Here is a 23,489-nt window from a genome sequence, read left to right as displayed (position 1 = left end):
CGTGCACAACGTTTTCACACTCCCGGTGTGACGCCGCCGGTATGGCGCTCGAATCGATTACCGCCGGCCCGTGGTCGCTCGTCCCGGCGCTCTTCGCGATTTCCCTCGCGTGGTACACGAAGGACGCGCTCGTCGGCCTGTTCGTCGGCGTCGCGAGCGCCGCGGCCGTCTACGGCGCGCTCCAACCGACGGCCGTCGGCGTACCCGGAACTCTCGTCTCGACCCAGCTTCTCCCGGTCGTTCGCGTCCTCGGGGTGGAACTCGGTCCCGTGAACGCCGGGAACGTCCTTGGCGCGCTCTTCGGGCTGAAAGTTCTCCCGACGCTCGTCGCCACCTCGCCGCTGTTCAGCAGCGCGTGGTACGTCGAGAACGTGCTCGTCGCCATCTTCGCCATCGGCGGTATGATGGGGTTGATGATTCGATCCGGGGCCATCCGGGGCGTCCTCGACGCGCTCGCGTCCCGCGTTGATTCGGCCGCGGACGCCGAGAAGGCGACGTTCCTCGCCGGCATCCTCGTCCACATCGACGACTACTTCAACTGTCTCGTGGTCGGCTCGATGATGCGTCCGCTCACCGACAAGTACCAGGTGTCGCGGGCGAAGCTCGCGTACTACGTCGACTCGGCCGGCAGCCCCGCCGCCCGCCTCGCGTTCTACTCCACGTGGGGCGCCGCCCTCATCTCCTTCATCGCCGCCGGCGTCAAACAAGCCGCCCAGCAGGGCCAACTCCCGGACGCGCTCTCCTCGTACGTCACCCGGAGCGGCGACGGCGTTCAGGTCGTCACGGACGCCCTCTGGCCGCTCTTCTTCAACAGCATCGCGTTCGGGTTCTACTCGTGGACGGCGCTCCTCGTCGCCGCGCTCGTCGCCTGGCAGGTGATCCCGAACGTCTTCGGCATGAAGACCGAGGAGGACCGCGCCCGCGCCGGCGAAGGCGTCGTCGGCCCCGACGCGAACCCCATGATTTCGGAGGAGATGGAGGAGTACGGCATGTACGAGGGCGCGACCCCGCGCTGGACGAACTTCGCGATTCCGCTCGCCGTGATGGTTCTCGTCGCGCTCGGCGCGATGTTCTGGACGGGCAGCGCGGTCATCGAAACCGCGGCCGGCACGTTCGCGCTCCACATCGGCGGCGTCCAACTCGGCCTCGCCGCCACCACCGCGATGGTCGTCGCGTTCGTCCTCTACCGCGTCCGCGGCGACATCCCCTCGAACGACGACGGCACCGACGCCCTCCTCACCGGATTCAAGGGCATCTTCCTCGCCGCCGTCATCCTCATGCTCGCGTCCAGCATCCAGAACAGCGTCACCGTCCTCGGCATCAGCAGCTTCGTCACCGACTGGTTCGCCGGCATCCCGCCCGCGTTCATCCCCGTCCTCGTCTTCCTCGCCACGAGCTTCATCAGCTTCAGCGACGGCTCCTCCTGGTCCACGTACGGCATCATGTTCCCCATCGCGATTCCCGTCGCCTTCGCGACCGGCGCGAACCTCCCCCTCGTCCTCGGCGCCGTCTTCTCCGGCGGCATCTTCGGCGACCACTCCAGCCCCATCAGCGACACCACCGTCCTCGCGTCCTCCACGAGCGGCAGCGACCACCTCGTCCACGTCCGCACACAGATTCCGTACGCCGTCGCCTCCGCAACCGTCGCCGCCACGCTGTTCCTCCTGCTCGGCGTGATCCTCCCCGACGGGTTCCGCGTGATACCGTACTAGAAGAAGTCCTCCAGCCCGGACTGCGCGTCGTCCGCCTCCGCCTCGTCCTCCTTCCCGGCCGTCTCTGCTTCGTCCTCGTCGACGAACACGTCCGATTCGTCGTCCGCCTCGGCGTCCGTGTCTGAGAGGTCGGCTTGCCCCTCGAACGCGCCGCCCGAGTGTTCGACCGCGCGCTCCTCGCGGAGCGATTCGGCGTCCTCGACGATGGACTGAACCTTGTTCGTGTCCTTCCCGCTGCCCGTGATGAACGCGACGTGCTCCTCGCTCAGGTCGTAGGCGGCGGTCATCGCCACCGTCAGTTCGCGGTTCTTGCAGTGATGCGTCATCGCCGCGAGGAACGGAATTAACTCCCGGCGCGCGCTCCCCATGCTCACGCCCGCGGACTCAGCGATGTGTCGCGCGACGTAATCCCGCTTCTCCCGCGTGCCGCGAGAACTCCCGAGTTTCGACCAGTACGACGGCGGGCCGTACCGCGTCCAGCCGCCGTGGTCGCCCTGCCGCGCGGCCGCCACGCCCGCGGCGACGTTGTCGGTCGCGTACCGCCAGTACGAGTAGTTCTGTGTCGCGCGCACCCGACCCAGCCACTTGTCGGCGTTCGACAGGAAGCCGTACGCGTCCGCCAACTCGCCTCCCGTGTAGTCCTTCGGAACGTTGTCCTCCACCCAGTTCAGGAGGTCGTCCGGCGTCTCGTCCACGTCGTACGCCGCCTGCAGGGACTCCTGTGCGCCCGTGTTCTTGATGACGTCGTCGAGAAAGTCGAAGATACCCTCGGTCGTGTCCCGTTCGCCCGTCACCACGTCCTCCGCCTCCAAGACCTCGTCCGTCTCCGCGAGCGCCTGCAGGTCGTTCACCGCCGAACGCAGGTCGCCCGAGTTCTTCCGCGCGAGCGCATCCAAGGCCGCGTCCTCGTACTCCACGCCCTCACGCCGACAGATGTCGCGCAGCACGGGGACGATGCTGCGACGGGAGACATCCCGGAACTCGATTTCCCGGCACGCGTTCCGGAGCGCGTTCGACATGTCGTAGTACTCGTTCGCGATGAGAACCATCGGCTGACTCGCGTCCTTCACGAGCTGCGTCACAGCGCGCGCGCCGCCGCGGTCCGCGTTCCCGTGGATGTTGTCCGCCTCGTCCATTACGACGAGCTTCCGCCCACCGGACCCGCCGGTGAGCGTCCCCGACTTCGCCGCCTCCCCCGCGACGCGCTCGATGACGTCCTTCGTCCGGCTGTCGCTCGCGTTCAACTCGATGGTATCCCAGCCCAGGTCGTTCGCGAGCGCGTGCGCCGCCGACGTCTTCCCCACGCCCGGCGACCCGTGGACGATGACCGCCTCCCGGTGGTCGTCCCACGTCTCCGCCCACTCCTTCAGTGCGTCCCGGGCCTTGTCGTTCCCCCGGACCTCCGAGAGCGACGACGGGCGGTACTTCTCCGTCCAATCAGACATTATCCGACGTAGGTGTGAGCGGCGTTTAGTGGTTGCGCTCGCCTACTCCTCACGGGACGCTACCGCTCCGTTCGTTCGTCCGGTCGCGTTACGTGCGACCTACTCTTCTCCGTCTCGCAGGTCGAGTCGCGGAGCGAAACCATCGTACGCGGCGTCGCTGGAAACGATGGTATCACCGTCGGACTCGACGAGGTGAAGCGCGTCGAACGGTGTGAATCCGTGGTCCTCGACGTACGTCGCCGCCGCGACCACCGTCTCGGCGTCGCCCCGTACGTCTACGAGTTCCGTGACGTTGGCGATGACTCGCTCGGTGTCGCGGTTCTCGCGATACGCGACCATCAGTAGTTCGATGAGCGTGAACTGCGACGTCCAGAGTTCGTCGTGATGGTCGCGATAGACGTCCTCTGCTGCCTCTCCGAGCCAGTCTTCGTCTTTGATGAGCGCGAGCAGGAAATCCGTCTCGACGTACATTCAGCGTCCGGCCTCGTCGAGTGCCGCTTCGCGCGCTACCTCCCGAAGTTCGGCCGCCGTCTCCTCGACGTCCGAGAACTCGTTCCGGAGCGAGTCGAGCGGGTCGTCCGAAACGGGGACCAACTTGATTCCGTCGTGGAGTTCGACGATGTGATAGCGGTCGCCGTATCGCTCTCGTATCTCCTTCGGGAGCGTGAGGCGACCACGGTCGTCCAGCGTCGCTTCGGACATACCCGACTGTACGGTGGGTAGTCTTATGAATATTCCCCAGATGCCAGCGAAAACCCATCCGCCGGCCGTGTGGGTCGCGCTACGGTGAAGCCGCCGTTGAACAGTCACGTTCGACTGACGCACACGATTTAGTGCACTTCTCCGCCCAATCAGACATTACCCAGAGTAGGGGCGAGCGGCGTTTAGTGGTTGCGCATACCACCGACGACGATTTAATATCGCGAAATAAGATTTATTGGTCGTAACGGCTACGGTCGCTCCCGCCCAGGCCCGACTGTGAACCGAACCCCTCTCCGCGGCGTGGTCGCCGGCGCGCTGGCGTACGGCCTCGGGTACGCGCTCACGTACGCGACCGCGAGCGGTGACATCGAGAACGAACTCGCCGGACTGAACTTTCTCCTCGGCGTGTTCGGCCAGGACGCGGTGCCGACGTGGACCGCGGTTGGCTGGCTCGCCTACAACGCGATGTACGTCCCGCTCACCTACTGGAACACCACGCGGAACCTCCTCCCCGACGCCAGCCCCGTCCACCTCGTTCCCGGTCTCCTGCTCGGGCTCGCGGGCGCTGTCGTCGCACGCTTCGGGACGGCACGCACACCGACCGCGGGTGCGCGCGCCGGCGTCACGGTCGCGCTCGGCTTCCTTCCCCTCGTCGCCCTCGGGGTCTTCGCGTTCACCGTCACGCGCGGCGACCTCACCATCCGTCCCGACCCCGCGCTCGCGGTTCTCGCCGGCGCGCTCTACCCCCTCGTCTTCGGCGCGCTCGGCGGCGCGCTCACCGGCTGGCTCAGAGGTCGCGCGCCACTAGTTCGCCCCACGAACTGAACCCGTACCGGTCGTAGAACGCCCGCGCCCGCTCGTTCGCTGGATCCACGTCTAACACCATCCGGTCGAGCGGGAGGTCCATATCGCGAGTGGCGTCCAGCGCCGCCGTCATCAGGTCGTCCGAGACGCCCGCTCCCCGATACGGCTCCGCGACGAACACCTCGTTCAACACGGCCGAATCCCAGATGTACGCGAGCGATTCGGGGAGCACGAACACGTACCCGACGAGACGGCCGTCCTCGACCGCAACCTGAACGCACTCCGGGTTCTCAGCGACGCAGTTCGCGACCCAGGACAGGTACTCCGCGCGGTACTCGTCGGTGAGTTTCGCCTCGTACGCCGCCTCCTTCGCGTCGTCACCCGTTCCCTCACCCAAGCCTGTCTCGAACGCGCGTTTCAGCCGCCAGATCCCCTCGGCATCATCGTCGTACTCGCGTACCGTGACCATACGACTCGTCTCGCCGGCCCCGAGTTAGCGCTGGCGCTCCCGGAACCGCGCCGCGAGCAGGAACCCGCTCAGTGCGACGACGAGCAACCGGAACCCCGACGTGACAACGGGGAACACGCGCTCCACGTCCTCCGGTTCGGCACCCGCGGTCGGGTCGACGCCCGTCGAGTAGTGCGTGTTCGCGGTCGTCCCGCCGACCGTGTCACCCGCCGGTGAAAGGTCGACGAACGTCTGCACGAGGCCGCGCTGATTCGAGAGGAGGAGTTCGCCGTTCACGGTGTAGAACCGGTCGTGGAGCGGGTAGAACGCGTTCACGCCGTTCACGACGAGGTCGGGAAGGACGCCGCCGAATACGAACGCCGCGAGCGCGACGAACGCCATCCGCACCCCGCGGTCGCCGTACCGTCGCCGGAGCCACGAGGTCGGCCGCCGCGTGTCGGCGGTGAGCGCGCCGAGCGCGACCGCAGGAAGCACGAGGTTGTGGAGCACGGCGCGGTGACCCCCTGCTATCCAGAACCCGATGGCGGTATCGAGGTCGGGGACGGCCGCCGCGGCGAGCACAACGAGCACGCTCCGCCTGCCGAACGCCCGCCCGAGCAGGGCGACGGCAACGATGCCGCCAACGGCGACATGCACGAGGGTCGATGGCATACCACGCGATTCGCGCTCCGACGACAAGGCTTCGTCGCCCGTCGATACGCGTTTTCGCCGTCGACCGAGGAGCGGTGTGGCAGGAACGCGCTCCCACGTCCCGGTGAGACACGTGACGAACCCAACCTATATAGGAGAATTCAGCGAACCGTCACGTATGGAGACCACTGCCGCGGTCGTCCACGAGGCCGGTGCACAGTTCGAACTCGAAACAGTCGAGCTCGACGACCCCCGGTCGAACGAGATCCTCGTCGATATGACTGCCGTCGGACTCTGCCACACGGACCTCTCCGTGAAATCCGGGGACCAACCGACCCCGCTTCCGGCAGTTCTCGGCCACGAGGGTGCCGGCGTCGTTCAGGAAGTCGGCGACGAGGTCGACCGCGTGCAACCCGGCGACAACGTCGTCCTCTCGTTCGACTACGACGACACCTGCCCGAACTGTCACACGGGCCACCCGGCGAACTGCGAGTCGTTCGGCGAACGGAACTTCAGCGGGCGACGCCCCGACGGCACCAGTCCGATCTCGCTCGACGGTGAGGAGATAAGCGGCCGGTTCTTCGGGCAGTCCTCGTTCGCGGAGCACGCCGTCGTGAGCGAACAGAGTGTCGTCCCCGTCGCCGACGACGCCCCGCTCGACCGTCTCGGGCCGCTCGGCTGCGGGATTCAGACCGGCGCGGGCGGCGTCATCAACTCACTCGACCCGGCCGCCGGCGACAGCATCGTCGTCTTCGGTGCGGGCTCCGTCGGACTCAGCGGCGTTCTCGGCGCTGAACTCTGCGGCTGCGGCGACGTCATCGTCGTCGACATCGTCGACAGCCGCCTGGAGAAAGCCCGCGACCTCGGCGCAACCGACACCGTGAACAGCGGCGACGTCGACGACCTGGACGCGGAACTCCGAGACCGCCTCGGCGGCGGCGCGGACTACACGCTCGAAACCACCGGCGTCACCGACCTCCTCCGGCAGGCCGTCGACCTCCTCCGACCCACCGGGGTCTGCGGCGTCATCGGTGCACCGCCGCGGGACGAAACCGTCGACATCGACGTGAACGGCCTGCTCTCCGGTCGGAACATTCGCGGAATCGCGGAGGGAGACTCCGTTCCGCCCGAGTTCATCCCCGACCTCGTCGACCTCCACCAGCAGGGCCGCTTCCCCTTCGACGAGTTCGTCACGTCGTACGACTTCGAGGACATCAATCAGGCCGTCGAGGACGTTCACGATGGAGGTGTCATCAAACCCGTACTCACGTTCGACTAGCGTCAGTCCCCCGGTCCGTGCGGGGCGGACGCGCGACAGGGATATTAGGCGAGCGTCTGTACGACCGGTATGGACTCACAGACGCCGATCACCGAGGGCGACGCGTCGAACGCCGCATGACTCCCGAAGACCTCCGCGCCGACATCCCCGCTCTTCACGAGGACGTCTACCTGAACTTCGGCGCACACGGGCCCAGCCCGACGCACGTCGTCGATGCGGCCACCGATTTTATCCGACGCCACGAGTACGACGCGACTGCGAGCGCTGACCCGTACGACCGAGCGTTCGACGCGTACGACCGCATGCGCGAGCGCGTCGCTGACTTCGTGGGCGCCGACGCAGACGAGATCGCGCTCACCGAGAGCACGGCCGCGGGTATCAACGCGATCTCGAACGCGATTGACTGGCAGTCCGGCGACGTCGTCGTCCGAACCGACCTGGAACACCCCGCGGGCACGCTCCCCTGGCAGCGCCTCGAACGGGAGGGCGTCGAGGTTCGTGTCGTCGAAACCGAAAACGGCCGCCTCGACCCCGACGCGTTCGCCGCGGCGGTCGAGGACGCCCGCCTCGCGTGTTTCAGCGCCGTGACGTGGACGCACGGCACCCGACTCCCGGTCGCAGATCTGGTCGATATCGCTCACGACGCGGGCGCGCTCGCGCTCGTCGACGCCGTGCAGGTGCCCGGTCACCTCCCGATGGATGTCGAGGCGTGGGGCGCGGACGCGGTCGCGGCGGCCGGCCACAAGTGGCTGCTCGGCCTCTGGGGTGGCGGGTTCCTCTACGTCGACCGCGACGTGGCTGACACGCTCACTCCCCGCATTGTCGGGTATCGAAGCGTCGAGACGCCGACTGCGGCCTCCTACGAGTTCGCTGTCGGCGCACGGCGGTTCGAGGTCGGATCGTCGAACCCCGCACCGCACGTCGCGCTCGCCGCGGCGGTCGACACGATCGCGGAGATTGGTGTCTCGGAGCTCTCGGAACGGAGTCGCTGGCTGGCGGGGCTGCTCGCTGACGGCGTTCCCGACGATCGTCTTCACAGTCCGGCGACGCCCGAGTCGGGCCTCGTGACGTTCGGCGTGGCTGACCCCGAGCGGACCGTTCAGCGGCTCGCGGCGTCGGGATTTGTCGTGCGGTCGCTCCCGAAACCGAACGCCGTGCGCGCGTCCGTTCACGCGGTCAACACGCGAGCGGAAATCGAGGGGTTGCTTCGCGCACTCGAACCTGAGTGGGACTGATCGGAACGCTCGCCTGGCGTTTCCGTTTCGAGACCGTGTCGACCTCGCCGCCAGCAGTCGTGTCGAACGCCCGCTGCCGGGCTGGTTCCGCGGCAGCGACGGTCTCAGCGTCCGCCGCGCGCGACGAGACCCCCCGCGATGCCCGCTATCGTAGTCCCGTAGACGCCGTCAAACACTCGCCGCCGCTTACGACGTCCACCCACGAGCTTACCGTGCCCGCAGCAGGCTTCGTCGCCCGTCGATACGCTTTTTCGCCGTCGGACGAACAGGAGGGTATGGACCGGGACGCGCGCGCACACCTCGCGGAACGCATCGCCGGCGAAGTCACGCTGAGCGACGACCCCGGCGCCACCCTCCGGAAGTGGCGGACGGACTTCAGCGTCTCCCAGACCGCGCTCGCCGACGAACTCGACATCTCGTCGTCCGTCATCTCGGACTACGAGAGCGGGCGCCGCGACTCTCCGGGTATCGGCCTCGTCAGTCGTCTCGTCGCGGGCCTCCTCGATATCGACGAAGCCCGGGGCGGCGACCGCATCCGCCAGTACGGCCGCGTGCTCTCCGCGGGCTTCGAGAGCGACGTGGTGCTCGACCTCCGCGAGTACGCGACCACCGTCCCGCTCGCCGACCTCTACGACGCCGTCGGTGCGACAGAAGTCGCCGCCGGGGACCGCGACCGCGTGAGCGGCCACACCGTCATCAACAGCATCGAAGCCATCACCCGGCTCTCGTCCGAGGACTTCTATCGGCTCTACGGCCAGAGCACGAACCGCGTGCTCGTGTTCACGCAGGTCTCCCGGGGCGAATCTCCCTTAGTCGCGCTCCGCGTCGTCAATCCCACGCCGAACGCCGTCCTCCTCCACGGCATCGACGAGGACGACCTCTGGGAGCACGCACCCGCGCTCGCACAGCGCGACGGCTTCTCGCTCGCCGTCACGAACCAGGACACGGACGCGATGCTGGACGAACTCCGCGAATTCCCATAGGGCTTGCACGCCGACGCCGCTCGGTCACGGGCGCTGTCGGCGGGTTTCGCTCGCGCCCGTGACGCACTCGCTACGTCACGCCACCCGCTGGCGTCGGCTTCCCTGATAAACTCTCGTCGACCGTTTACGTCGATTGTACGCTCGCGTGTCGGGCGTACGCTGGAAAACAGAACGCTGGACTACTCGACGTACGTGTACTTCCGTTCGTTCATCGGCCCCCAGCCGTCGAACACGAACTCTCCCTCGGGCTGCGTGAACGGCTCCAGTTCCACGCGCTTCTCGTGGTTGTGGCGGTCGTGCACCTGCTCGTACTCGCTGAACGAGATGTCGTAGCGGTCCTCGATTTGGTCGTAGATATCGCACGCCTGGATTTCGTCCTTCCAGCCGTCCACGACGGTTTCCGCGTGAATCTCCGCCTGCGCGCCCGAGCCGTACGAACCCACGAGGAGGGTTTCGCCCGTCATATCCGTGCCCTCCTCCGCGGCTTCGAGGAGCGCGCTCATCCGCGCGATGTGGACGGAGCCAGTGTACCAGTTCCCGACCTCGCGGCTGATGGAGAGCGTCGGGTCGATGACCTGCGCGTACCAGTCCTGGTACTGCTCGGTGTCACCGAGCGCGTCCATGTACTCCCGAATCGCCTCCTGATAGGCTTCCTCGTCGTCGAACTCGCCGGGACGCGGCTGCCGGCCGATTTCGCCAGCCAGCGCGTCCTCGTGTTCCGTGTCCCGGATGACGTGCCTGTACGCGAGCAGCGCGGCCTTCCGCACCATCCCCGGGAACGGCGTGTGGAACGGCGCGTACTCGAACCCGTCCAGTTCCACGTCGCCCGCGACGGACTCGTAGTCCTCCAGCGCTTCGCGCATCCGCGCGAGGTACACCTGCACCGAGCGCTTCCCGTCCACGCTCGGGAACTGCTGGTTCGGCTTCAGGAAGTCCGTCTCGTCCGCCGACCCGTACCCCTGCGCGTGACTGAGCTCGACGAGACTCGGGTTCTCCGTGACGTACATCGCCACCGCACCCGCGCCCTGCGTCGCCTCGCCCGCGTCGCCGCGCGCGTACAGCGCCGTGTCCGTCGCGATGACGAGCGCCCCTCGCCCGCGATTCCGTCCGGCCTTAATCCAGTTGTACGCGTCGTCGATACTCTGGGTGCCCGCGATGCACGCGAACTTCCGCTCGCCCTTGTTCGCGTGATGGAAGTCGTCCTCGTACACTTCCTCGAGGCAGCCAGCGACGTACGTCGAAACCGGCTTCGAGTTGTCGAACGCGGACTCCGTCGCCACGTCGATACGCCCGATATCGTCCGGTTCGAGGTCCTTCCGGTCCATCAGCTTGTACGCCGCGTTCGCCGCCATCGTCACGATGTCCTCGTACGCGTCCGGGAAGCTCGACGCCCGCAACCCGAGTCCCTTCGTGTACTTCGCCGGGTCGTCGCCCTTCTGCGGCGCGAACGTCTCCGGCAGGTCGAGCTTCAGTTTCCCCGTCCAGATTTCGACCGCGTCGATACCGACTGCTGTCATACTCGCGTCTATCAACACCGGCTATATGGGCTTGTCGATAGGTAGTTCGACGAACGTCGAACCTATGTGGTGTTGAAGTACAGTTCGAGTGTCTGCCCGCTTTCCGTGTACAGTGTAATTTTTATTTCCGCGAGTTCACCATTTTCGAGTCTCGACACACCGTCGAGGTTGACCGTATCACCGCTCGCTAGCTGGAAAGATCTGAAATTGACGCCAGTCCCGACATTATTCCCGATCGTCGCAGACTGTGTGAGGTCCTTCGGTGCTGCTCCGATTTGGTACTCCCCGTTCGCGAACCCGTTCACGCTGTCGAATGTCAGTATTTTACCGCCCTGATAGTAGATCCGGCTGATGTCGTCGGCACTTCCATAGGTTTCAACACTGAATCGAGTGAATGTGGAACTTCCACCGCCTGGTTCGTTAGTTAGTGTAAAGCTGAGACGACCATTGTTATTGCCTTGAACACTATCGAACGAGAAGCTATCACCGAGGTCACCGCCTGTCGAAGGGTCGCTTCCGCTCCCCTGCCTTCCGCTGTTGTCCTCTCCTCCATCCGTCTGTGGTACGCGCGGTGTCAACACGTTCGACGGGATTTCTTGCGTCCCCGGGATCTCCGGGCCGCTCCACGACACGGTGAGTTCCTGACCGTTGTAGCTCTCAAAGTATTCAACGGTGATATTATGACGGCCTTCCGAGAGTTGGATCGGGCCCTCAGTTTGTGGCCCGCTTGCTGGGTGAGTGCCGGGGTAGCTGGCGACGAGTTCCCCATCCACGTACACTTCGCTCCCATCGTCTGAGTTCGTATAGAACGTATACTCACCAGTCTGTGGAACGTCGATGTACGCCGTATAGACGAACCCAAATTGATTTTCCTGATCACGGGGCTCTATGCTGAACGTGTCTACTCTCCCGGTATATTCTGGTGTTTGTGACTCGAAGTCGGGCATATAGTTGCTCCCGCCCGAATAACTGCCATCACCGTGGTAATACCGGTAGTATACGCCGTTCTCCGCACGCTGGACGGACACCGGCAGGCTGTCGCTTCCGACGAGTCCGGACACGTAGACGGTCGTGTCTCCGGTGTCGTACGTCATCGGCACTGTCGAGTACCCGGTCGCGTTCGTATCGTCGCCGGACGAGGAACTCGGGAACGTCGCCACCGACGCGTTCTCTGTCGAGTAATCGAGGAACACACCGCTCACGCCGTTGTTTGCGGGCGTGACTGCGCGAGAAATCGCGTCTATCGGCGACGATGCCTCGCTCGGCGTGATGACGATGGTTCCGTTCACGTACTCGACGCCCGGCTGGCTCTCCATCTCGTACGGCTTCCACTCGATGCTGTACGGCGCGCTGCCGGTTCCGTTCCCGCCACCGGTCGACTCCTCTACGTCGAACACGACGCGGTCCGCGTCGTCGCTGTCGTCCCGGATGCTCGCCGTGACGCCCGAATCGATTTCGCTGAACTCGTAGGTGACGCGGCCGTCCCCGTTCGTCGACTGGGTCGCGGACCCGACGACCGTCCCGCCGGACACCGTGACGTCGGCGTTCGACACGGGATTGTTGTACTCGTCTCTGACCTCGAACGTCGCCGTCTCACTCACCCGAACCGGATTGCTTCCGACGCGCGTGATGTACGCGGGTTCGGTGTCCACGGTCTGCGACCCGACGCCGATTTTTGCCGCGCGTAGCGAGTACTCAACGCCGCCTTCGAGGACGACTCGCACCTCGTTCTCACCGGCCTGCGTGACGCTCACGACGTGTGCCTGTGACTCGGGATTGAGCGAAGTGCGATTGCGCCACTCGGACGCCGGCATCCGCGAACTGAACGTTATCGTGACGTTCCCCGAGGTGTTCATCACGTCCACGGGATTGTACGGTCCGCTCAGCACGCTCGGGTCGATTCCGGACGCAGTGACGCCGTTCTGGGAGTAGCTCCCGTTCAGTGCAACGAGCGTGATTGTCTCCCCGTCGACGAGCACCTGATTCGACGCGGACGGTACCGTGTGCACGTCCGAGAAGTCGTTGTAGAGCAGGCCGTTCTCCAGAATCCGAGAGGGTGCGCCGTCGTAGACGTTGTACCGGGCGTTATAGACCAGCGACTTCGCCGGATACGTCAATGTGCCGTTCTGTCGCTCGAAGAACTCCTTCGTCTCCTGGTCGTCCGTCACCGTGACGTTCGAAATCGAGAGCGTCGCGTTCCCGACCGTGTCCGTCTGGAGCGTCCCCGTCGCTGGTGGCGGGTTCACGAAGAACGCTCGCACGGGATACTGCACGCCGAGGCCCACTGATTCCGGCCGCCCGCTACCAGAGCCCGCGGCGCTGAGAATCGAGTTCCGTACCGCCACGAGGTCGGACTCGACTTGCTGGCTGTGCTGGAACTCGATGGCTTCGTTCTCCTGGGGGACGACGTACGCCTGGTAGGTGGAGAGGAGGATGACGAGGATGGCGAACAGCAGGATGGCGCCGATCTGCACGGTCACCCCGCGCTCGTCCTCCAGGAGTCGCATTAGGTCTCCTTCCCACCGCAGACGCAAAAACCCTTACTCGTCTTCTTCGACGACTTCGGGTTGTGCGAGCGCGCTCTGGAGGCTGTCGAGGCCGTTCACCCACTCGACGACCAATCCGTATTCGAGGTCGTCCGCGAGCTCCATCGGGAGGTCGTCGCCGTCGATGATGCGGGTGCCGGCGCAGGCGGCGAGGCCGAGCGCGCGGTCGAAGTCCTCCTCGTCCTCCGCGGCGGCGGCGGCCTGCACGTACTCCTCCACGCTCGTTTCGTCCGCGACGCCGTCCGCGACGTACTGCTCCGCCGAGTAGAACACGGCGACGAGACTCGTCTGCACGCCGTCCACGAGCATCAGCGTGTCCTCGTCCGCGATGTCGGGCTCGGCGAGCACGGTGTCCCGAATCGTCGCGAGTTCGTCCATCGTCTCCTCCTCGTCCAGGTCGCCGTCCTGATAGTCGGTGACGATTTTCGCGACCGCGATAGCCACGTCGTCCTGGAGGTTCAGGAGGAGGCGGGCGGAGTCCTCCTCCTCGGGGTCGAGGTCCTCGTCCCGCAACCGGTCGAGCCAGTTCTGCCAGCGTTCGTCCGAGTAGTACTCTTCTTCGTTCTCACTCATACCCACAACGCCGGCCGCCCGGGTGAAAGTCCTTTCTTTTAGGCCAGGGTCGCGTGCGTGTCGATACCGTAGACCGCTCGCGGCGTCTCCACGTGCGCGTTCTCCACTGCGTCCTCGAACCCGTTTTCGAGCAGCCAGTTCACTCGACGCGGAACGGTCTTCGGCCCCATCACCATCCCCGGCCGGTCGGGGTCGTCCACGAAATCCGTCTCCATCAGGAACCGCCCTCCTCCTTCTGCGGCGCGCTCCAGACGGTCCTTCTCGCTCATCACGCTCGGCGTCACGCCCGCCAGTTCGCCCGCCGCGTAGTGCTTCACCACGCGCTCCGCTGGGAGGCCTTCGGCTTCCGCCCACTCCCCGACCGCGGTGAGGTCTTCGGTCGCCTCGGTGTGGAGCTGGACGGCGAGGTCGCGCTCCGCCGCGAGCGAGAACGCGTGCCGCATCACGTCGTTCGACGCCGCCCATACCTCATCAGACACGTCGTAGTGCGGTCGCCCCGACTTCAGCGCCACCGCGTCGCTCGACTCTGCGTACTCCGCCGCTACCTCCAGTCCCGCCCGCATCAGGTCGCCCGCCTCCGCGGCGCCGTACCCCGCATCGACTAACTGCGACACCAGGCCGGGATGCACGCCGAGCACGGGCCACGCCCGCCCCCGGAGTTCCGCGCTCGCGCGCTCCACCACCTTGATGGTCGTCTCGAACACGTGCTCGAAATCCTCCCGCGATTCGGGGAGGGGGCCGAGGTGCCAGGAGGGCTTGTTCACCACGAGCAGGTGGGTGCCGCCGCTCCGCGAGAAGTCCTTCACCGCCTCGACGCCCCGCGCGTGCTCGGGGTCGAGATGCATGTGGTTGTCGAGAACCGGCGTGCCGAGGTCGCGCATATCCACGGATAGCGGGCGGCCGCCTGAAGAAGCTACTCTTCGAGCAGCACCGCGTCCGTCGCCGCGTTCCGCAGCGCGTCCGAACTCCCGTGCTCGCCCGGCGTGACCGCGAGCGTGTCCACGCCCGCCCGCGCGGCCTTCTCCAGCACGGGCTTGAAATCGATATCGCGGGAGGCGATGGCGAGCACGTCGATACCGCCCGTTACCGCGAGCTCGGTCGCGTCCACCGCAAGCTTCACGTCCACATCCCCGCTCGTCACCCGCACGTCGTACCCCCGGGCCTCGCCCGCCTGAATCAACCCCGGCGTCGCGTGCTGGTCGAGATACAGCCGGGTGACCGCGAGCGTCCCCGCGTCCGCCGCGGCCTCCCGCACGTCGTCCAAATCAACGTCGAACTCCTCGCGCAACACGTTCGGCCCGTCGACGAACAGGCCGACCCGCCGCCCGCCGTCCACGAGGTCGCGCAATCCCATACACCGAGGAGAGAGCTGACTCCGCCTAACAGTTCCGGTCCTCCGCCCGACGTACCCTGATTCGAGCGCGAGAGTTGAAACCGGAGGCCGACACAGCCCGGAGTGCCAGCCACGAATCACACCAGCTGGCACACCATGCACTGCACCAACTGCGACAACACCACTGACTTCTCGCTCACGCTCGCCCACACGTTCCCCGTCGGCACACCCGTCTCGGACGGCCCGCCCGCGGTCTCGCTCACGCTCCAGTGCCGCCGCTGCGACAGCCTCGCGGTCGACGGCGACCCTCTCGAAACGCTCCGGGATTACCTGTAGGCGGCCTCACGGAGGCGGCGCGCCACGTCCGTCACGCGATCCGCGGACCAGAACCGACTGAAGTACTCGCGGTCCCGCACGGTCGCGAAACCGCCGTTCTCGAGCTCCTCGATTGCGGCGTCCATCGCCTTGGACAGGCTCGTCCCTCGATAGACGCGTTCCCGACCGTTTCCGGTTTCCACGTCGACGCGAACTGTCGCGTTCACCGTCGACCCGTCGTGGACGACCGACGGGCCCGCGCGCAAAACGACGACACGTTCCGTGCTGGCCACTCCATCTGAACCCCGAAAGTGAACGGACCTGGACACGTTTGTGACTATTTCGTCTAAATAGCTACAAGGCCATAAGACTGCCGGCCGGTCTAATCGGGGTATGGACGAGCGGATTCTCGGAACGACGAAAGTGACGGACCGGTGGCGGATGAGTCTCATCAAAGCTGTCAGAGAGGAGTTCGAAGCACAGGGAGAGAGCGTCGAGGTCGGCGACCAGGTCGTGTTCAAGAAGGTCGGGGAGAAGATCGTCATCGAACCCGCGTAGTTTTCACGTCCGCGTGAGACGACACGGGTATGTCACTGCGGACTCCACCGCTCCGCGACGTACACGCCGCCGCCGGCGCGAAATTCACGGACTTCGGCGGCTGGGAGATGCCCGTAGAGTTCGACTCCATCCGCGAGGAACACACGGCCGTCCGCGAGGACGCCGGCATCTTCGACGTCTCCCACATGGGACAAATCGAGGTCTCGGGTCCCGACGCCGAGCGCCTGCTACAGCGCCTCACCACGAACGACGTGAGCGCGCTCGACCCCGGCGACGCCCAGTACTCCAGTATCGTCACCGCCGAGGGCCACCTCCTCGACGACACCGTCGTCTACGACCTCCCCGACCGCGACGGCTTCCTCTTCGTCCCGAACGCCGGCCACGACGAACAGATGGCCGACCGCTGGACGACTCACCGAGACGACTGGGGTCTGGACGCGACCGTCGAGAACCGCACCACCGAGTACGGGATGGTCGCCGTGCAGGGGCCGAACGCGCCCGACCTCGTCGCCGACGCGACCGACGGCGACGTGCTCGACCTCTCGATGTTCGAGACGACACGAACCGAGGTCGCGGGCGTCTTCTGCCTCGTCTCCCGGTCGGGATACACGGGCGAGGACGGCTTCGAACTCGTCTACGACAACGCGGACGCCGAGACCGTCTGGGGCGCGTTCGACTGCCAGCCGTGCGGGCTCGGCGCGCGCGACACCCTCCGCATGGAGGCCGGCCTCCTCCTCTCCGGGCAGGACTTCGACGCGGAGTCGAACCCGCGAACGCCCTACGAGGCCGGCATCGGCTGGACCGTCAAACTCGACACGGAGTTCGTCGGACGGGACGCGCTCGAACGCGTGAATGAGGAGGGCGTCGACGAGAAGTTCCGCGGCGTCGTCCTTCTGGAGCGCGGCGTCCCCCGACACGGCTACGACGTGACCGACGGTGACGGCCGCGTTATCGGCGAACTCACGAGCGGCACGATGAGCCCGACGCTCGACGAACCCATCGGACTCGGCTACGTCTCCACCGACTTCGAGCCCGGCGACCGCGTCGGCGTCGTCATCCGCGGCGACGAGAAGAGGGCAGAACTTACGACACCCCGCTTCCTCGACTGAACCATGAGCTTCGACGTACCCAGCGACCTGTACTACCTCGAATCGCACGAATGGTACGACCCCGACACCGGACGGGTGGGAATCAGCGACTTCGCGCAGGACGAACTCGGCGACGTGGTGTTCGTCGAACTCCCCGACGAGGGCGACGCCCTCGAACAGGACGACCAGTTCGGCGTCGTGGAGTCCATCAAGGCCGTCAGCGACCTCTACAGTCCCGTCTCCGGCGACGTCTCGGACACGAACACCGACCTCGAGGACGCGCCCGAACTCGTGAACGACGAACCGTTCGGCGACGGCTGGATGCTCGAAATCGAAGGCGTCGACGAGTCAGAGCTGGACGACCTCCTCACCGCCGAGGAGTACCGCGAGCAAATCGAGTGATTCTGCGGCGTCCGTGCCTACTCCGAGTCTGAGGCGGTTGGGGTGATGCACGAGCGTGTATTTTTCTGGCGTGTTCCGGGTTCCGGAACCGGGAGTATGATATCCGCTCGTTCGCATGAGTCGGGTATGCGAACGCACTGTGGTGAGACGCGATGAGCGGCGCGGGAGGGAGTCCGTACGCGCCCCACACGCCCGACGAGACGGCGGAGATGCTCGCGGCCGTCGACGCCGACTCCGTCGAGGACCTCTTCGACATCCCCGAGTCGGTTCGGTTCACGGACGAGTACGGCCTCGACGCCCGGACGGAACAGGAGACGCGACGCGAAGTCGGAAATCTGCTCGCGCGCAACGACGACCTTACGGAGTTCCTCGGGCGCGGCCACTACGACCACTACGTCCCCTCGCTGGTGGACACAATCAGCCAGCGCTCCGAGTTCATCACCTCGTACACGCAGTACCAGCCCGAAATCACGCAGGGATTCCTCCAGGTGCTCTTCGAGTACCAGAGCCTCCTCGTCGAACTCACGGGCCTCGAAATCGCGAACTGCTCTCAGTACGACGCCGCAACGGCGCTCGCTGAAGCCGCGCTGCTCGCGAAACGCGTCCGGCAGGCGGACGGCACGCGCGTTCTCCTCCCCGAAAACACGCGCGACGAACGCGTGGGCGTCGTCGAGAACTACGTCGCCGGCAACGACCTCACGGTCGAAACCTACCCCACCGCGAACGGAACCGTCGACCTCGACGCCCTCCGCGAGACCGTGGACGACGACACGCTCTTCGTGTACGCCGAAAACCCGAGCACCGAGGGCGTCATCGAGGAGAACCTCGACGCCGTCGGCGATCTGGCGGACGACCACGACGCACTGTTCTGCCTCGGCAGCGACCCGGTCGCGCTCAGCCTCCTCCAGCGCCCCGCGGACGTGGGCGCGGACGTCGTCGTCGGCGACGCCGCCGTCCTCGGGATGCCCACGAGCTACGGCATGGGCCTCGGCCTGTTCGCCTGCCGGGAGGACTTCCTCCGGCAGGTCCCCGGCCGATTGGTCGGCGCGAGCGAGGACGCCGCGGGCAAGCGCGCGTACACGCTGACGCTCCAGACGCGCGAGCAACACATCCGCCGCGAGCGCGCCACCTCGAACATCTGCACGAACCAGGCGTGGGTCGCGCTTCGCACCGCCATTCACGCCGCCCAGCTCGGCCCCGGTGGGCTCGTCGACCTCGCCGAACAGATGGTTTCCCTCCCCCGCGACCTAGCGGCCGAACTCGACGACATCCGGGGTGTCCGCGCGCCCGTCCACGACGGCCACCACTTCCGCGAGTTCGTCGCGCACACCGACCAGCCCGCGCCCGCCGTCGCCGCCGACCTCGAAGCCGAGGGGTTCGCCGTGCACGCCGTCGGCGACCACGAACTCCAGGTCTGCGTGACCGACGCGAACGAACCCGCGATTCCGGACCTGGTCGCGGCGTTCGAGGAGGTGGCCTGAGATGGAGCGCTACGACCAGGCCCGATTCAGTCAGGAGGACGACGCCGAGTACGAACCCCTGCTCTCCGAGAAGAGCACGAACGAAGTCGACGTCGAGTCCTCGCTCCCGGACGACCTCACGCGGGACTCGCTCGAACTCCCCGCCCTCTCCGAGCCCGAACTCGCGCGGCACTACGTCCGCCTCAGCCAGCAGAACTACGGCGTCGACACCGGCCCGTACCCGCTCGGGTCCTGCACGATGAAGTACAACCCCAAGTTCACCGAAGACCTCGCGGCCCGCCCCGAGGCGGCCGTCCACCCCGACCGCTCCGCGGAGAGCGTGCAGGGCACGCTCGGCCTCCTGCACGGCCTCCAGGAGCAGTTGAAGGCGATTGGCGGGATGGACGCGGTGACGCTCCAGCCGCCTGCGGGCGCGGCCGGCGAGTTCGCCGGCATCCTGCTCGCGAAAGCCTACCACGAGTCCCAGGGGGAGGGCGCACAACGCGACGAAATCGTCATCCCCGACTCGGCGCACGGCACGAACTTCGCGTCCGCCGCGCTCGGCGGGTACGACGTGGTCGAACTCCCCTCGGCCGAGGACGGCCGCGTCGACCTCGACGCCCTGGAAGCTGCCGTCGGCGAGAACACCGCCGCCTTGATGCTCACGAACCCGAACACGCTCGGACTGTTCGAGCGCGACATCGAGGAAATCGCGGACATCGTCCACGACGCCGGTGGGTTGCTCTACTACGACGGCGCGAACCTGAACGCGCTCCTCGGGCGTGCCCGCCCCGGCGACATGGGCTTCGACATCATGCACTTCAACGTCCACAAGACGTTCGCCACGCCGCACGGCGGCGGCGGCCCCGGCGCGGGACCCGTCGGAGTACGAGAAAACCTCGCGGAGTTCCTCCCGAACCCCCAGGTCAGGGAGACCGAATCGGGCTTCGAGTTCTTCGAACCCGCGTCCAGCATCGGGAAGGTGCACGGGTTCTACGGGAACTGGCTCGTGCTCGTGAAGGCGTACGCGTACATCGCCCGACTCGGTGACGACGGCCTCAGCGACGCCTCGGCGAAGGCGGTGCTGAACGCGAACTACCTCGCGGAACGGGTCGAGTACGACGTTCCGTTCGGGCCGTTCCACCACGAGTTCGTCGCGTCCGCGGGCGACCAGGACGCCGCGGACGTGGCGAAGCGCATGCTCGACTACGCCGTCCACCCGCCGACGACGAAGTGGCCGGAAATCGTGAGCGAGGCGCTGATGACCGAACCCACTGAGGTAGAGGGAAAGCGCACGCTCGACCAGCTCGCTGCCGCGTTCAACGCCGTCGCCGACGAAGACACCGAAACTATCGAGAACGCGCCGGAGCGGACGACCGCGCGCCGCATCGACCAGACGGAGGCAGCGCGCAATCCGCGACTCTCCTGGCACGCCCTCGATAACTAAGGATTAATAATCTCGTCCGCCTCTGTTAGCATATGGCCGTCGTCAGCGTCTCCATGCCGGACGAACTTCTCGAACGAATCGACGACTTCGCGGACTCCCACGGCTACACCGGCCGCAGCGAAGTGTTCCGGGAGGCCGCGCGCAACCTCCTCGGCGAATTCGAGGACAAACGCCTGGAGGACCGCGAACTCCTCGGCGTCGTCACCGTCCTCTTCGACTACCAGAGCACGACCGTCGAGGAGCGCATGATTCGGTTGCGCCACGAGTACGAGGGACTCGTCTCCTCGAACGTCCACAACCACGTCGGCGACCACTACTGCATGGAGTTGTTCATCCTCGACGGCACGCTCGAAGAGATATCGGAGTTCGTCGGGCGCGTCCGCGCGACCCAGGACACGCTCACCGTCGACTACTCCGTCATCCCCGTCGACGGCTTCGCCGGCCTCTGAGGCGCGTACAGCTTCTTCCGCGCGTCGAGCGGATAGACGCGCTCGTCCACCAGCTCCGCGTCCGCGAGCAACCCGATAGCGTGCCTGGTGGTGCGCTTCGACAATCGGCTGCGCTCCCTGATATCGGCCTGCGTCAGCGGCGACTCCGTCTCCAGGACCTTGTACACGAGCTTCGCGCTCGGCGGGAGGGACTCAATACGTGATTCGGCAAAAACGACCACTGGACTGCTGTGCCATATCAGACCGCACTCCGGCCAGGGACCTATCGGTTTCCATCGCGACAGACATAGCCGGTATCACCGGTGGTTGCGGGGCGCCGACAGCACGTTGACGTACGGCGGCTCGGTCGTGTACTCCACGAGACGCGTGCTTCCGAGCGCGCCGCCCGGCGACTTCTCCAGTTTGATGTACTGGAGGCCGGTGCCGTCCAGCCACGTGCGCGCTATCTGCCACGCGCCCTCCCGGTAGAACGCGGCCAGTTCGTCCGGCATCGTCGCGGGATCGTGAACGTACATCGTGTGGTCGTCCGGCCCGTGCAGGGTCGATTCCCGCCAGTACCTGAGTTCGCGGGCGCGCTCCTCGCCGAGCGACTGCACGACCGTCGCCGTGTTGACGACGGTGACGTTCGCCCGCTCGCCGCGCCGCTCGTCTATTTCGCGAAACACGTCCTCGGCGCTGAACGTCTTCCCCAGCGAGAACACGTTCCGATGGCGCTCCTCGTCGCTCTCGACGGCGTCCACGACGAACAGCCGGTTCTCGTCGAACAGGTCGTCGAGGTCTCCGATACGGTCCGCGACGAGGTGACGGAGGTGGTCGAGACTCGTGTTCACAGCGGGGACGAGCGTCACCGTCGCACCGTTCGCGAGCGCTTCGACGACGACGCTCACGACGAGCGCGTGAACGCCCGCGTTCCCGTCGTGCGTCACGAGCGAGGTCGTCTCCCGGAGCAGCCCACCCCCGAGGAGGTCGTCGAGCCCGTCGACACCCGTCGACAACTGTCCGCGCCCGGCGAACTCCGGGGGGAGCGAGCGGTTCCGCGGAACGACGCGGATGGTGCCGTTCGCGAGGTGGAGTTCGTACCGGCGGAGGTCGTGGTCGACGCCGCGCATCTTCGGAATCTCGATGAACCGATGGTACTCGCCGGCCGTGTCGTCGCGCCACACGCGGAACACGCCGTGGAACTTGAACTCGGACGGGTGGTAGTCGGGGACGGTGCCGTCCGCGTCGTCAACTCGCTCGGCGGTGAATATCGAGGTGGCGTCGAACGCCTCGCTGAACAGCCGAATCAGGTCGAGCGTGGCGCGGTGGAACTCGCCGTCCGACGACGCGACCAACCGCACGCCCGACAGGCTGTCGAAGACGACGCGGTCGGCGGGCGCGAACCGTTCGAGGTGTCGTTCGACGTGCGTCGCGCTGAACGGCGGGTCGAACTCCGCGCCGACGACGGCGTCCTCCCCGAGCGTCTCCAGCGTCAACTCTCCCTGCTCGCCGTCGAGTGGGTCGCCGGGCGTCGCGTGGACGGAGGTGATGGTGAGGTTCTCGTGGTGCATTTCGAACGAGAACTCCTCGAAGGCTTCTCTGAGTCCCTGCGGGGACTGTTCGGTCGAGATGTAGAGACAGCGCTCCCCGCGTTCGAGGCCCGCCTGAAGGAAGTTCATCGCGAGCGTGGATTTCCCCGTACCCGGGCCGCCGGTCACGAGGTAGGCTCTGTTCTCCGGGAGGCCACCGTTGAGCGCGCGGTCCAGGATGTTGTCTCCGGTTGGTATCCCCATTCTATCCCTTGATTACGACTCCTCTCCACAAACTCAAATACTTTGGTATACAGTTGGTATGTACCTCGGTACTTCTATTCCTGCGGGGATACCACGCATAGGGTATGCCGAACAGTGAGGATCACGGTGTCGACGCGTTCGTCCTCCGGTCGGACTACCGCGCCGACGTTCTCGCCGCCCTCGCACGCGAGGGTCCCGCGACCCCGACGGACCTAGCCGAACGAACCGGCTACCGACAACCCCACATCTCGCGCACGCTCTCCGAACTCAGAGACCGAAACGTCGTCGAACTCCTCGTACCCGAAGACCAGCAGCGCGGCCGGCGCTACGGCCTCTCCGACCGCGGCACCGACGTGTGGGAGCGATGCCGGCAGGACATTCAGGGCGTCGACTGGTCGTTCGACGACCCGGAGACGGAGAGCGAACACGCTCTCCTCGACCTCCTCCACGACGAATTTGGCGACGCCCTCCGGATGGTCGGGCTCTACGACGGCGACCACGTCACCATCCTCTACGCGACCGAAGACGCCGTCGACGAGTACACGGACGCGGAGTTCGAGCGCGCGCTCCGGCGTCTCGTCCGCGACTACTCACTCGACGAGATGCAACTCCCCCAGGCAAACTTCCGCTTCGAAATGAAAATGTTCGAACGGTTCTCCCTCCTGCGAGTTCGGACCGGCACCGGCATCCAGGCGTCCGCGTCGTTCGAGGCCGACCACGACCTCCGCGTCCCATCCTTCGCCCGCCGCATCGCCGCGCTCTTCTCCTGA

26 protein-coding genes are annotated in these 23,489 nt (G+C 66.2%); 13 read left to right on the top strand and 13 right to left on the bottom strand.

Going from position 1 to position 23,489, the window contains the following annotated elements:
* Nucleotides 1-41: 41 nt before the first annotated feature.
* Nucleotides 42-1,712, top strand: coding sequence for a Na+/H+ antiporter NhaC family protein (locus U3A55_RS07925; protein ID WP_330990949.1), 1,671 nt, complete (start codon nt 42-44; stop codon nt 1,710-1,712).
* Here the strand turns inward: U3A55_RS07925 and U3A55_RS07920 are convergent.
* The 3 genes from U3A55_RS07920 to U3A55_RS07910 all read right to left on the bottom strand — a co-directional run bounded on the left by U3A55_RS07920 (nt 1,709) and on the right by U3A55_RS07910 (nt 3,859).
* On the bottom strand, nt 1,709-3,157 hold the full coding sequence (locus U3A55_RS07920) for a replication factor C large subunit (RefSeq protein ID WP_330990948.1): 1,449 nt from the start codon (nt 3,155-3,157) through the stop codon (nt 1,709-1,711). The two genes, U3A55_RS07925 and U3A55_RS07920, sit on opposite strands and share 4 nt — an antisense overlap.
* Nucleotides 3,158-3,256: 99 nt before the next feature.
* The gene (locus U3A55_RS07915) at nt 3,257-3,628 is read right to left on the bottom strand and encodes a type II toxin-antitoxin system VapC family toxin (RefSeq protein ID WP_330990947.1); all 372 of its coding nucleotides are present in this window, start codon (nt 3,626-3,628) and stop codon (nt 3,257-3,259) included.
* Complete coding sequence (locus tag U3A55_RS07910; RefSeq protein ID WP_330990946.1) at nt 3,629-3,859, bottom strand: AbrB/MazE/SpoVT family DNA-binding domain-containing protein; 231 nt, start codon at nt 3,857-3,859, stop codon at nt 3,629-3,631.
* A gap of 276 nt (nt 3,860-4,135) precedes the next feature.
* Here U3A55_RS07910 and U3A55_RS07905 point away from each other — a divergent pair, with 276 nt between their 5' ends.
* On the top strand, nt 4,136-4,684 hold the full coding sequence (locus U3A55_RS07905) for a transporter (RefSeq protein ID WP_330990945.1): 549 nt from the start codon (nt 4,136-4,138) through the stop codon (nt 4,682-4,684).
* On the opposite strand, the gene U3A55_RS07900 is transcribed toward U3A55_RS07905, so the two are convergent.
* Both U3A55_RS07900 and U3A55_RS07895 read right to left on the bottom strand, forming a co-directional pair.
* Nucleotides 4,647-5,132: a GNAT family N-acetyltransferase gene (locus U3A55_RS07900; RefSeq protein WP_330990944.1), complete on the bottom strand. Its 486-nt coding sequence runs from the start codon at nt 5,130-5,132 to the stop codon at nt 4,647-4,649. The genes U3A55_RS07905 and U3A55_RS07900 overlap by 38 nt on opposite strands.
* Nucleotides 5,133-5,156: 24 nt before the next feature.
* The gene (locus U3A55_RS07895; protein ID WP_330990942.1) at nt 5,157-5,783 is read right to left on the bottom strand and encodes a metal-dependent hydrolase; all 627 of its coding nucleotides are present in this window, start codon (nt 5,781-5,783) and stop codon (nt 5,157-5,159) included.
* A 157-nt stretch (nt 5,784-5,940) separates the two neighbouring features.
* On the opposite strand from U3A55_RS07895, the gene U3A55_RS07890 reads away from it, so the two are divergent.
* The 3 genes from U3A55_RS07890 to U3A55_RS07880 all read left to right on the top strand — a co-directional run bounded on the left by U3A55_RS07890 (nt 5,941) and on the right by U3A55_RS07880 (nt 9,259).
* Nucleotides 5,941-7,041 carry an NAD(P)-dependent alcohol dehydrogenase gene (locus U3A55_RS07890; RefSeq protein ID WP_330990941.1) on the top strand — a complete coding sequence of 367 codons (1,101 nt, stop codon included), beginning with the start codon at nt 5,941-5,943 and terminating at the stop codon, nt 7,039-7,041.
* A 116-nt stretch (nt 7,042-7,157) separates the two neighbouring features.
* Complete coding sequence (locus U3A55_RS07885; RefSeq protein ID WP_330990940.1) at nt 7,158-8,276, top strand: aminotransferase class V-fold PLP-dependent enzyme; 1,119 nt, start codon at nt 7,158-7,160, stop codon at nt 8,274-8,276.
* Between the two features lie 275 nt (nt 8,277-8,551).
* Nucleotides 8,552-9,259 (top strand): helix-turn-helix domain-containing protein, encoded by a 708-nt coding sequence (locus U3A55_RS07880; protein ID WP_330990939.1) that lies wholly within the window; start codon nt 8,552-8,554, stop codon nt 9,257-9,259.
* A gap of 179 nt (nt 9,260-9,438) precedes the next feature.
* Here U3A55_RS07880 and hmgB read toward each other — a convergent pair whose 3' ends face one another.
* From hmgB to U3A55_RS07855, 5 genes are all read right to left on the bottom strand, one after another.
* A complete protein-coding gene (gene hmgB, locus U3A55_RS07875; RefSeq protein WP_330990938.1) occupies nt 9,439-10,776 on the bottom strand; it encodes a hydroxymethylglutaryl-CoA synthase in 1,338 nt (445 codons plus the stop codon).
* A gap of 62 nt (nt 10,777-10,838) precedes the next feature.
* Complete coding sequence (locus U3A55_RS07870) at nt 10,839-13,283, bottom strand: PA14 domain-containing protein (protein WP_330990937.1); 2,445 nt, start codon at nt 13,281-13,283, stop codon at nt 10,839-10,841.
* A 33-nt stretch (nt 13,284-13,316) separates the two neighbouring features.
* A complete protein-coding gene (locus U3A55_RS07865) occupies nt 13,317-13,895 on the bottom strand; it encodes a DUF2150 family protein (protein WP_330990936.1) in 579 nt (192 codons plus the stop codon).
* A gap of 38 nt (nt 13,896-13,933) precedes the next feature.
* The gene (locus U3A55_RS07860) at nt 13,934-14,776 is read right to left on the bottom strand and encodes a TatD family hydrolase (RefSeq protein WP_330990935.1); all 843 of its coding nucleotides are present in this window, start codon (nt 14,774-14,776) and stop codon (nt 13,934-13,936) included.
* 32 nt (nt 14,777-14,808) lie between these two features.
* Entirely contained in the window at nt 14,809-15,249 is a 441-nt protein-coding gene (locus U3A55_RS07855) for an NYN domain-containing protein (RefSeq protein ID WP_330990934.1), read from the bottom strand.
* Nucleotides 15,250-15,384: 135 nt separating this feature from the next.
* On the opposite strand from U3A55_RS07855, the gene U3A55_RS07850 reads away from it, so the two are divergent.
* The gene (locus tag U3A55_RS07850) at nt 15,385-15,564 is read left to right on the top strand and encodes a hypothetical protein (protein ID WP_330990932.1); all 180 of its coding nucleotides are present in this window, start codon (nt 15,385-15,387) and stop codon (nt 15,562-15,564) included.
* Here the strand turns inward: U3A55_RS07850 and U3A55_RS07845 are convergent.
* Nucleotides 15,555-15,836, bottom strand: coding sequence for a hypothetical protein (locus U3A55_RS07845; protein ID WP_330990931.1), 282 nt, complete (start codon nt 15,834-15,836; stop codon nt 15,555-15,557). The two genes, U3A55_RS07850 and U3A55_RS07845, sit on opposite strands and share 10 nt — an antisense overlap.
* A gap of 100 nt (nt 15,837-15,936) precedes the next feature.
* Here U3A55_RS07845 and U3A55_RS07840 point away from each other — a divergent pair, with 100 nt between their 5' ends.
* The 6 genes from U3A55_RS07840 to U3A55_RS07815 all read left to right on the top strand — a co-directional run bounded on the left by U3A55_RS07840 (nt 15,937) and on the right by U3A55_RS07815 (nt 20,947).
* Nucleotides 15,937-16,101: a hypothetical protein gene (locus U3A55_RS07840; protein WP_227261905.1), complete on the top strand. Its 165-nt coding sequence runs from the start codon at nt 15,937-15,939 to the stop codon at nt 16,099-16,101.
* Between the two features lie 29 nt (nt 16,102-16,130).
* Nucleotides 16,131-17,210 (top strand): glycine cleavage system aminomethyltransferase GcvT, encoded by a 1,080-nt coding sequence (gene gcvT, locus U3A55_RS07835; protein WP_330990930.1) that lies wholly within the window; start codon nt 16,131-16,133, stop codon nt 17,208-17,210.
* Nucleotides 17,211-17,213: 3 nt separating this feature from the next.
* Nucleotides 17,214-17,591, top strand: coding sequence for a glycine cleavage system protein GcvH (gene gcvH / locus U3A55_RS07830; RefSeq protein WP_330990929.1), 378 nt, complete (start codon nt 17,214-17,216; stop codon nt 17,589-17,591).
* Between the two features lie 152 nt (nt 17,592-17,743).
* The gene (gene gcvPA, locus U3A55_RS07825) at nt 17,744-19,072 is read left to right on the top strand and encodes an aminomethyl-transferring glycine dehydrogenase subunit GcvPA (protein WP_330990928.1); all 1,329 of its coding nucleotides are present in this window, start codon (nt 17,744-17,746) and stop codon (nt 19,070-19,072) included.
* A 1-nt stretch (nt 19,073) separates the two neighbouring features.
* On the top strand, nt 19,074-20,498 hold the full coding sequence (gene gcvPB, locus U3A55_RS07820) for an aminomethyl-transferring glycine dehydrogenase subunit GcvPB (RefSeq protein WP_330990927.1): 1,425 nt from the start codon (nt 19,074-19,076) through the stop codon (nt 20,496-20,498).
* Nucleotides 20,499-20,530: 32 nt separating this feature from the next.
* Nucleotides 20,531-20,947, top strand: coding sequence for a CopG family ribbon-helix-helix protein (locus U3A55_RS07815; protein ID WP_330990926.1), 417 nt, complete (start codon nt 20,531-20,533; stop codon nt 20,945-20,947).
* Here the strand turns inward: U3A55_RS07815 and U3A55_RS07810 are convergent.
* Both U3A55_RS07810 and U3A55_RS07805 read right to left on the bottom strand, forming a co-directional pair.
* On the bottom strand, nt 20,908-21,114 hold the full coding sequence (locus U3A55_RS07810) for a MarR family transcriptional regulator (protein ID WP_442978288.1): 207 nt from the start codon (nt 21,112-21,114) through the stop codon (nt 20,908-20,910). The two genes, U3A55_RS07815 and U3A55_RS07810, sit on opposite strands and share 40 nt — an antisense overlap.
* Before the next feature lie 129 nt (nt 21,115-21,243).
* A complete protein-coding gene (locus U3A55_RS07805; RefSeq protein WP_330990924.1) occupies nt 21,244-22,719 on the bottom strand; it encodes an RAD55 family ATPase in 1,476 nt (491 codons plus the stop codon).
* Between the two features lie 104 nt (nt 22,720-22,823).
* Here U3A55_RS07805 and U3A55_RS07800 point away from each other — a divergent pair, with 104 nt between their 5' ends.
* Entirely contained in the window at nt 22,824-23,489 is a 666-nt protein-coding gene (locus U3A55_RS07800) for a MarR family transcriptional regulator (protein ID WP_330990923.1), read from the top strand.

Origin of the sequence: Salarchaeum sp. III, from assembly GCF_036418315.1 — an archaeon.
Lineage (GTDB): Archaea > Halobacteriota > Halobacteria > Halobacteriales > Halobacteriaceae > Salarchaeum.
The sequence above is the reverse complement of the archived record's forward strand: the minus strand, read 5'-3'. Positions and strand labels throughout refer to the sequence as shown.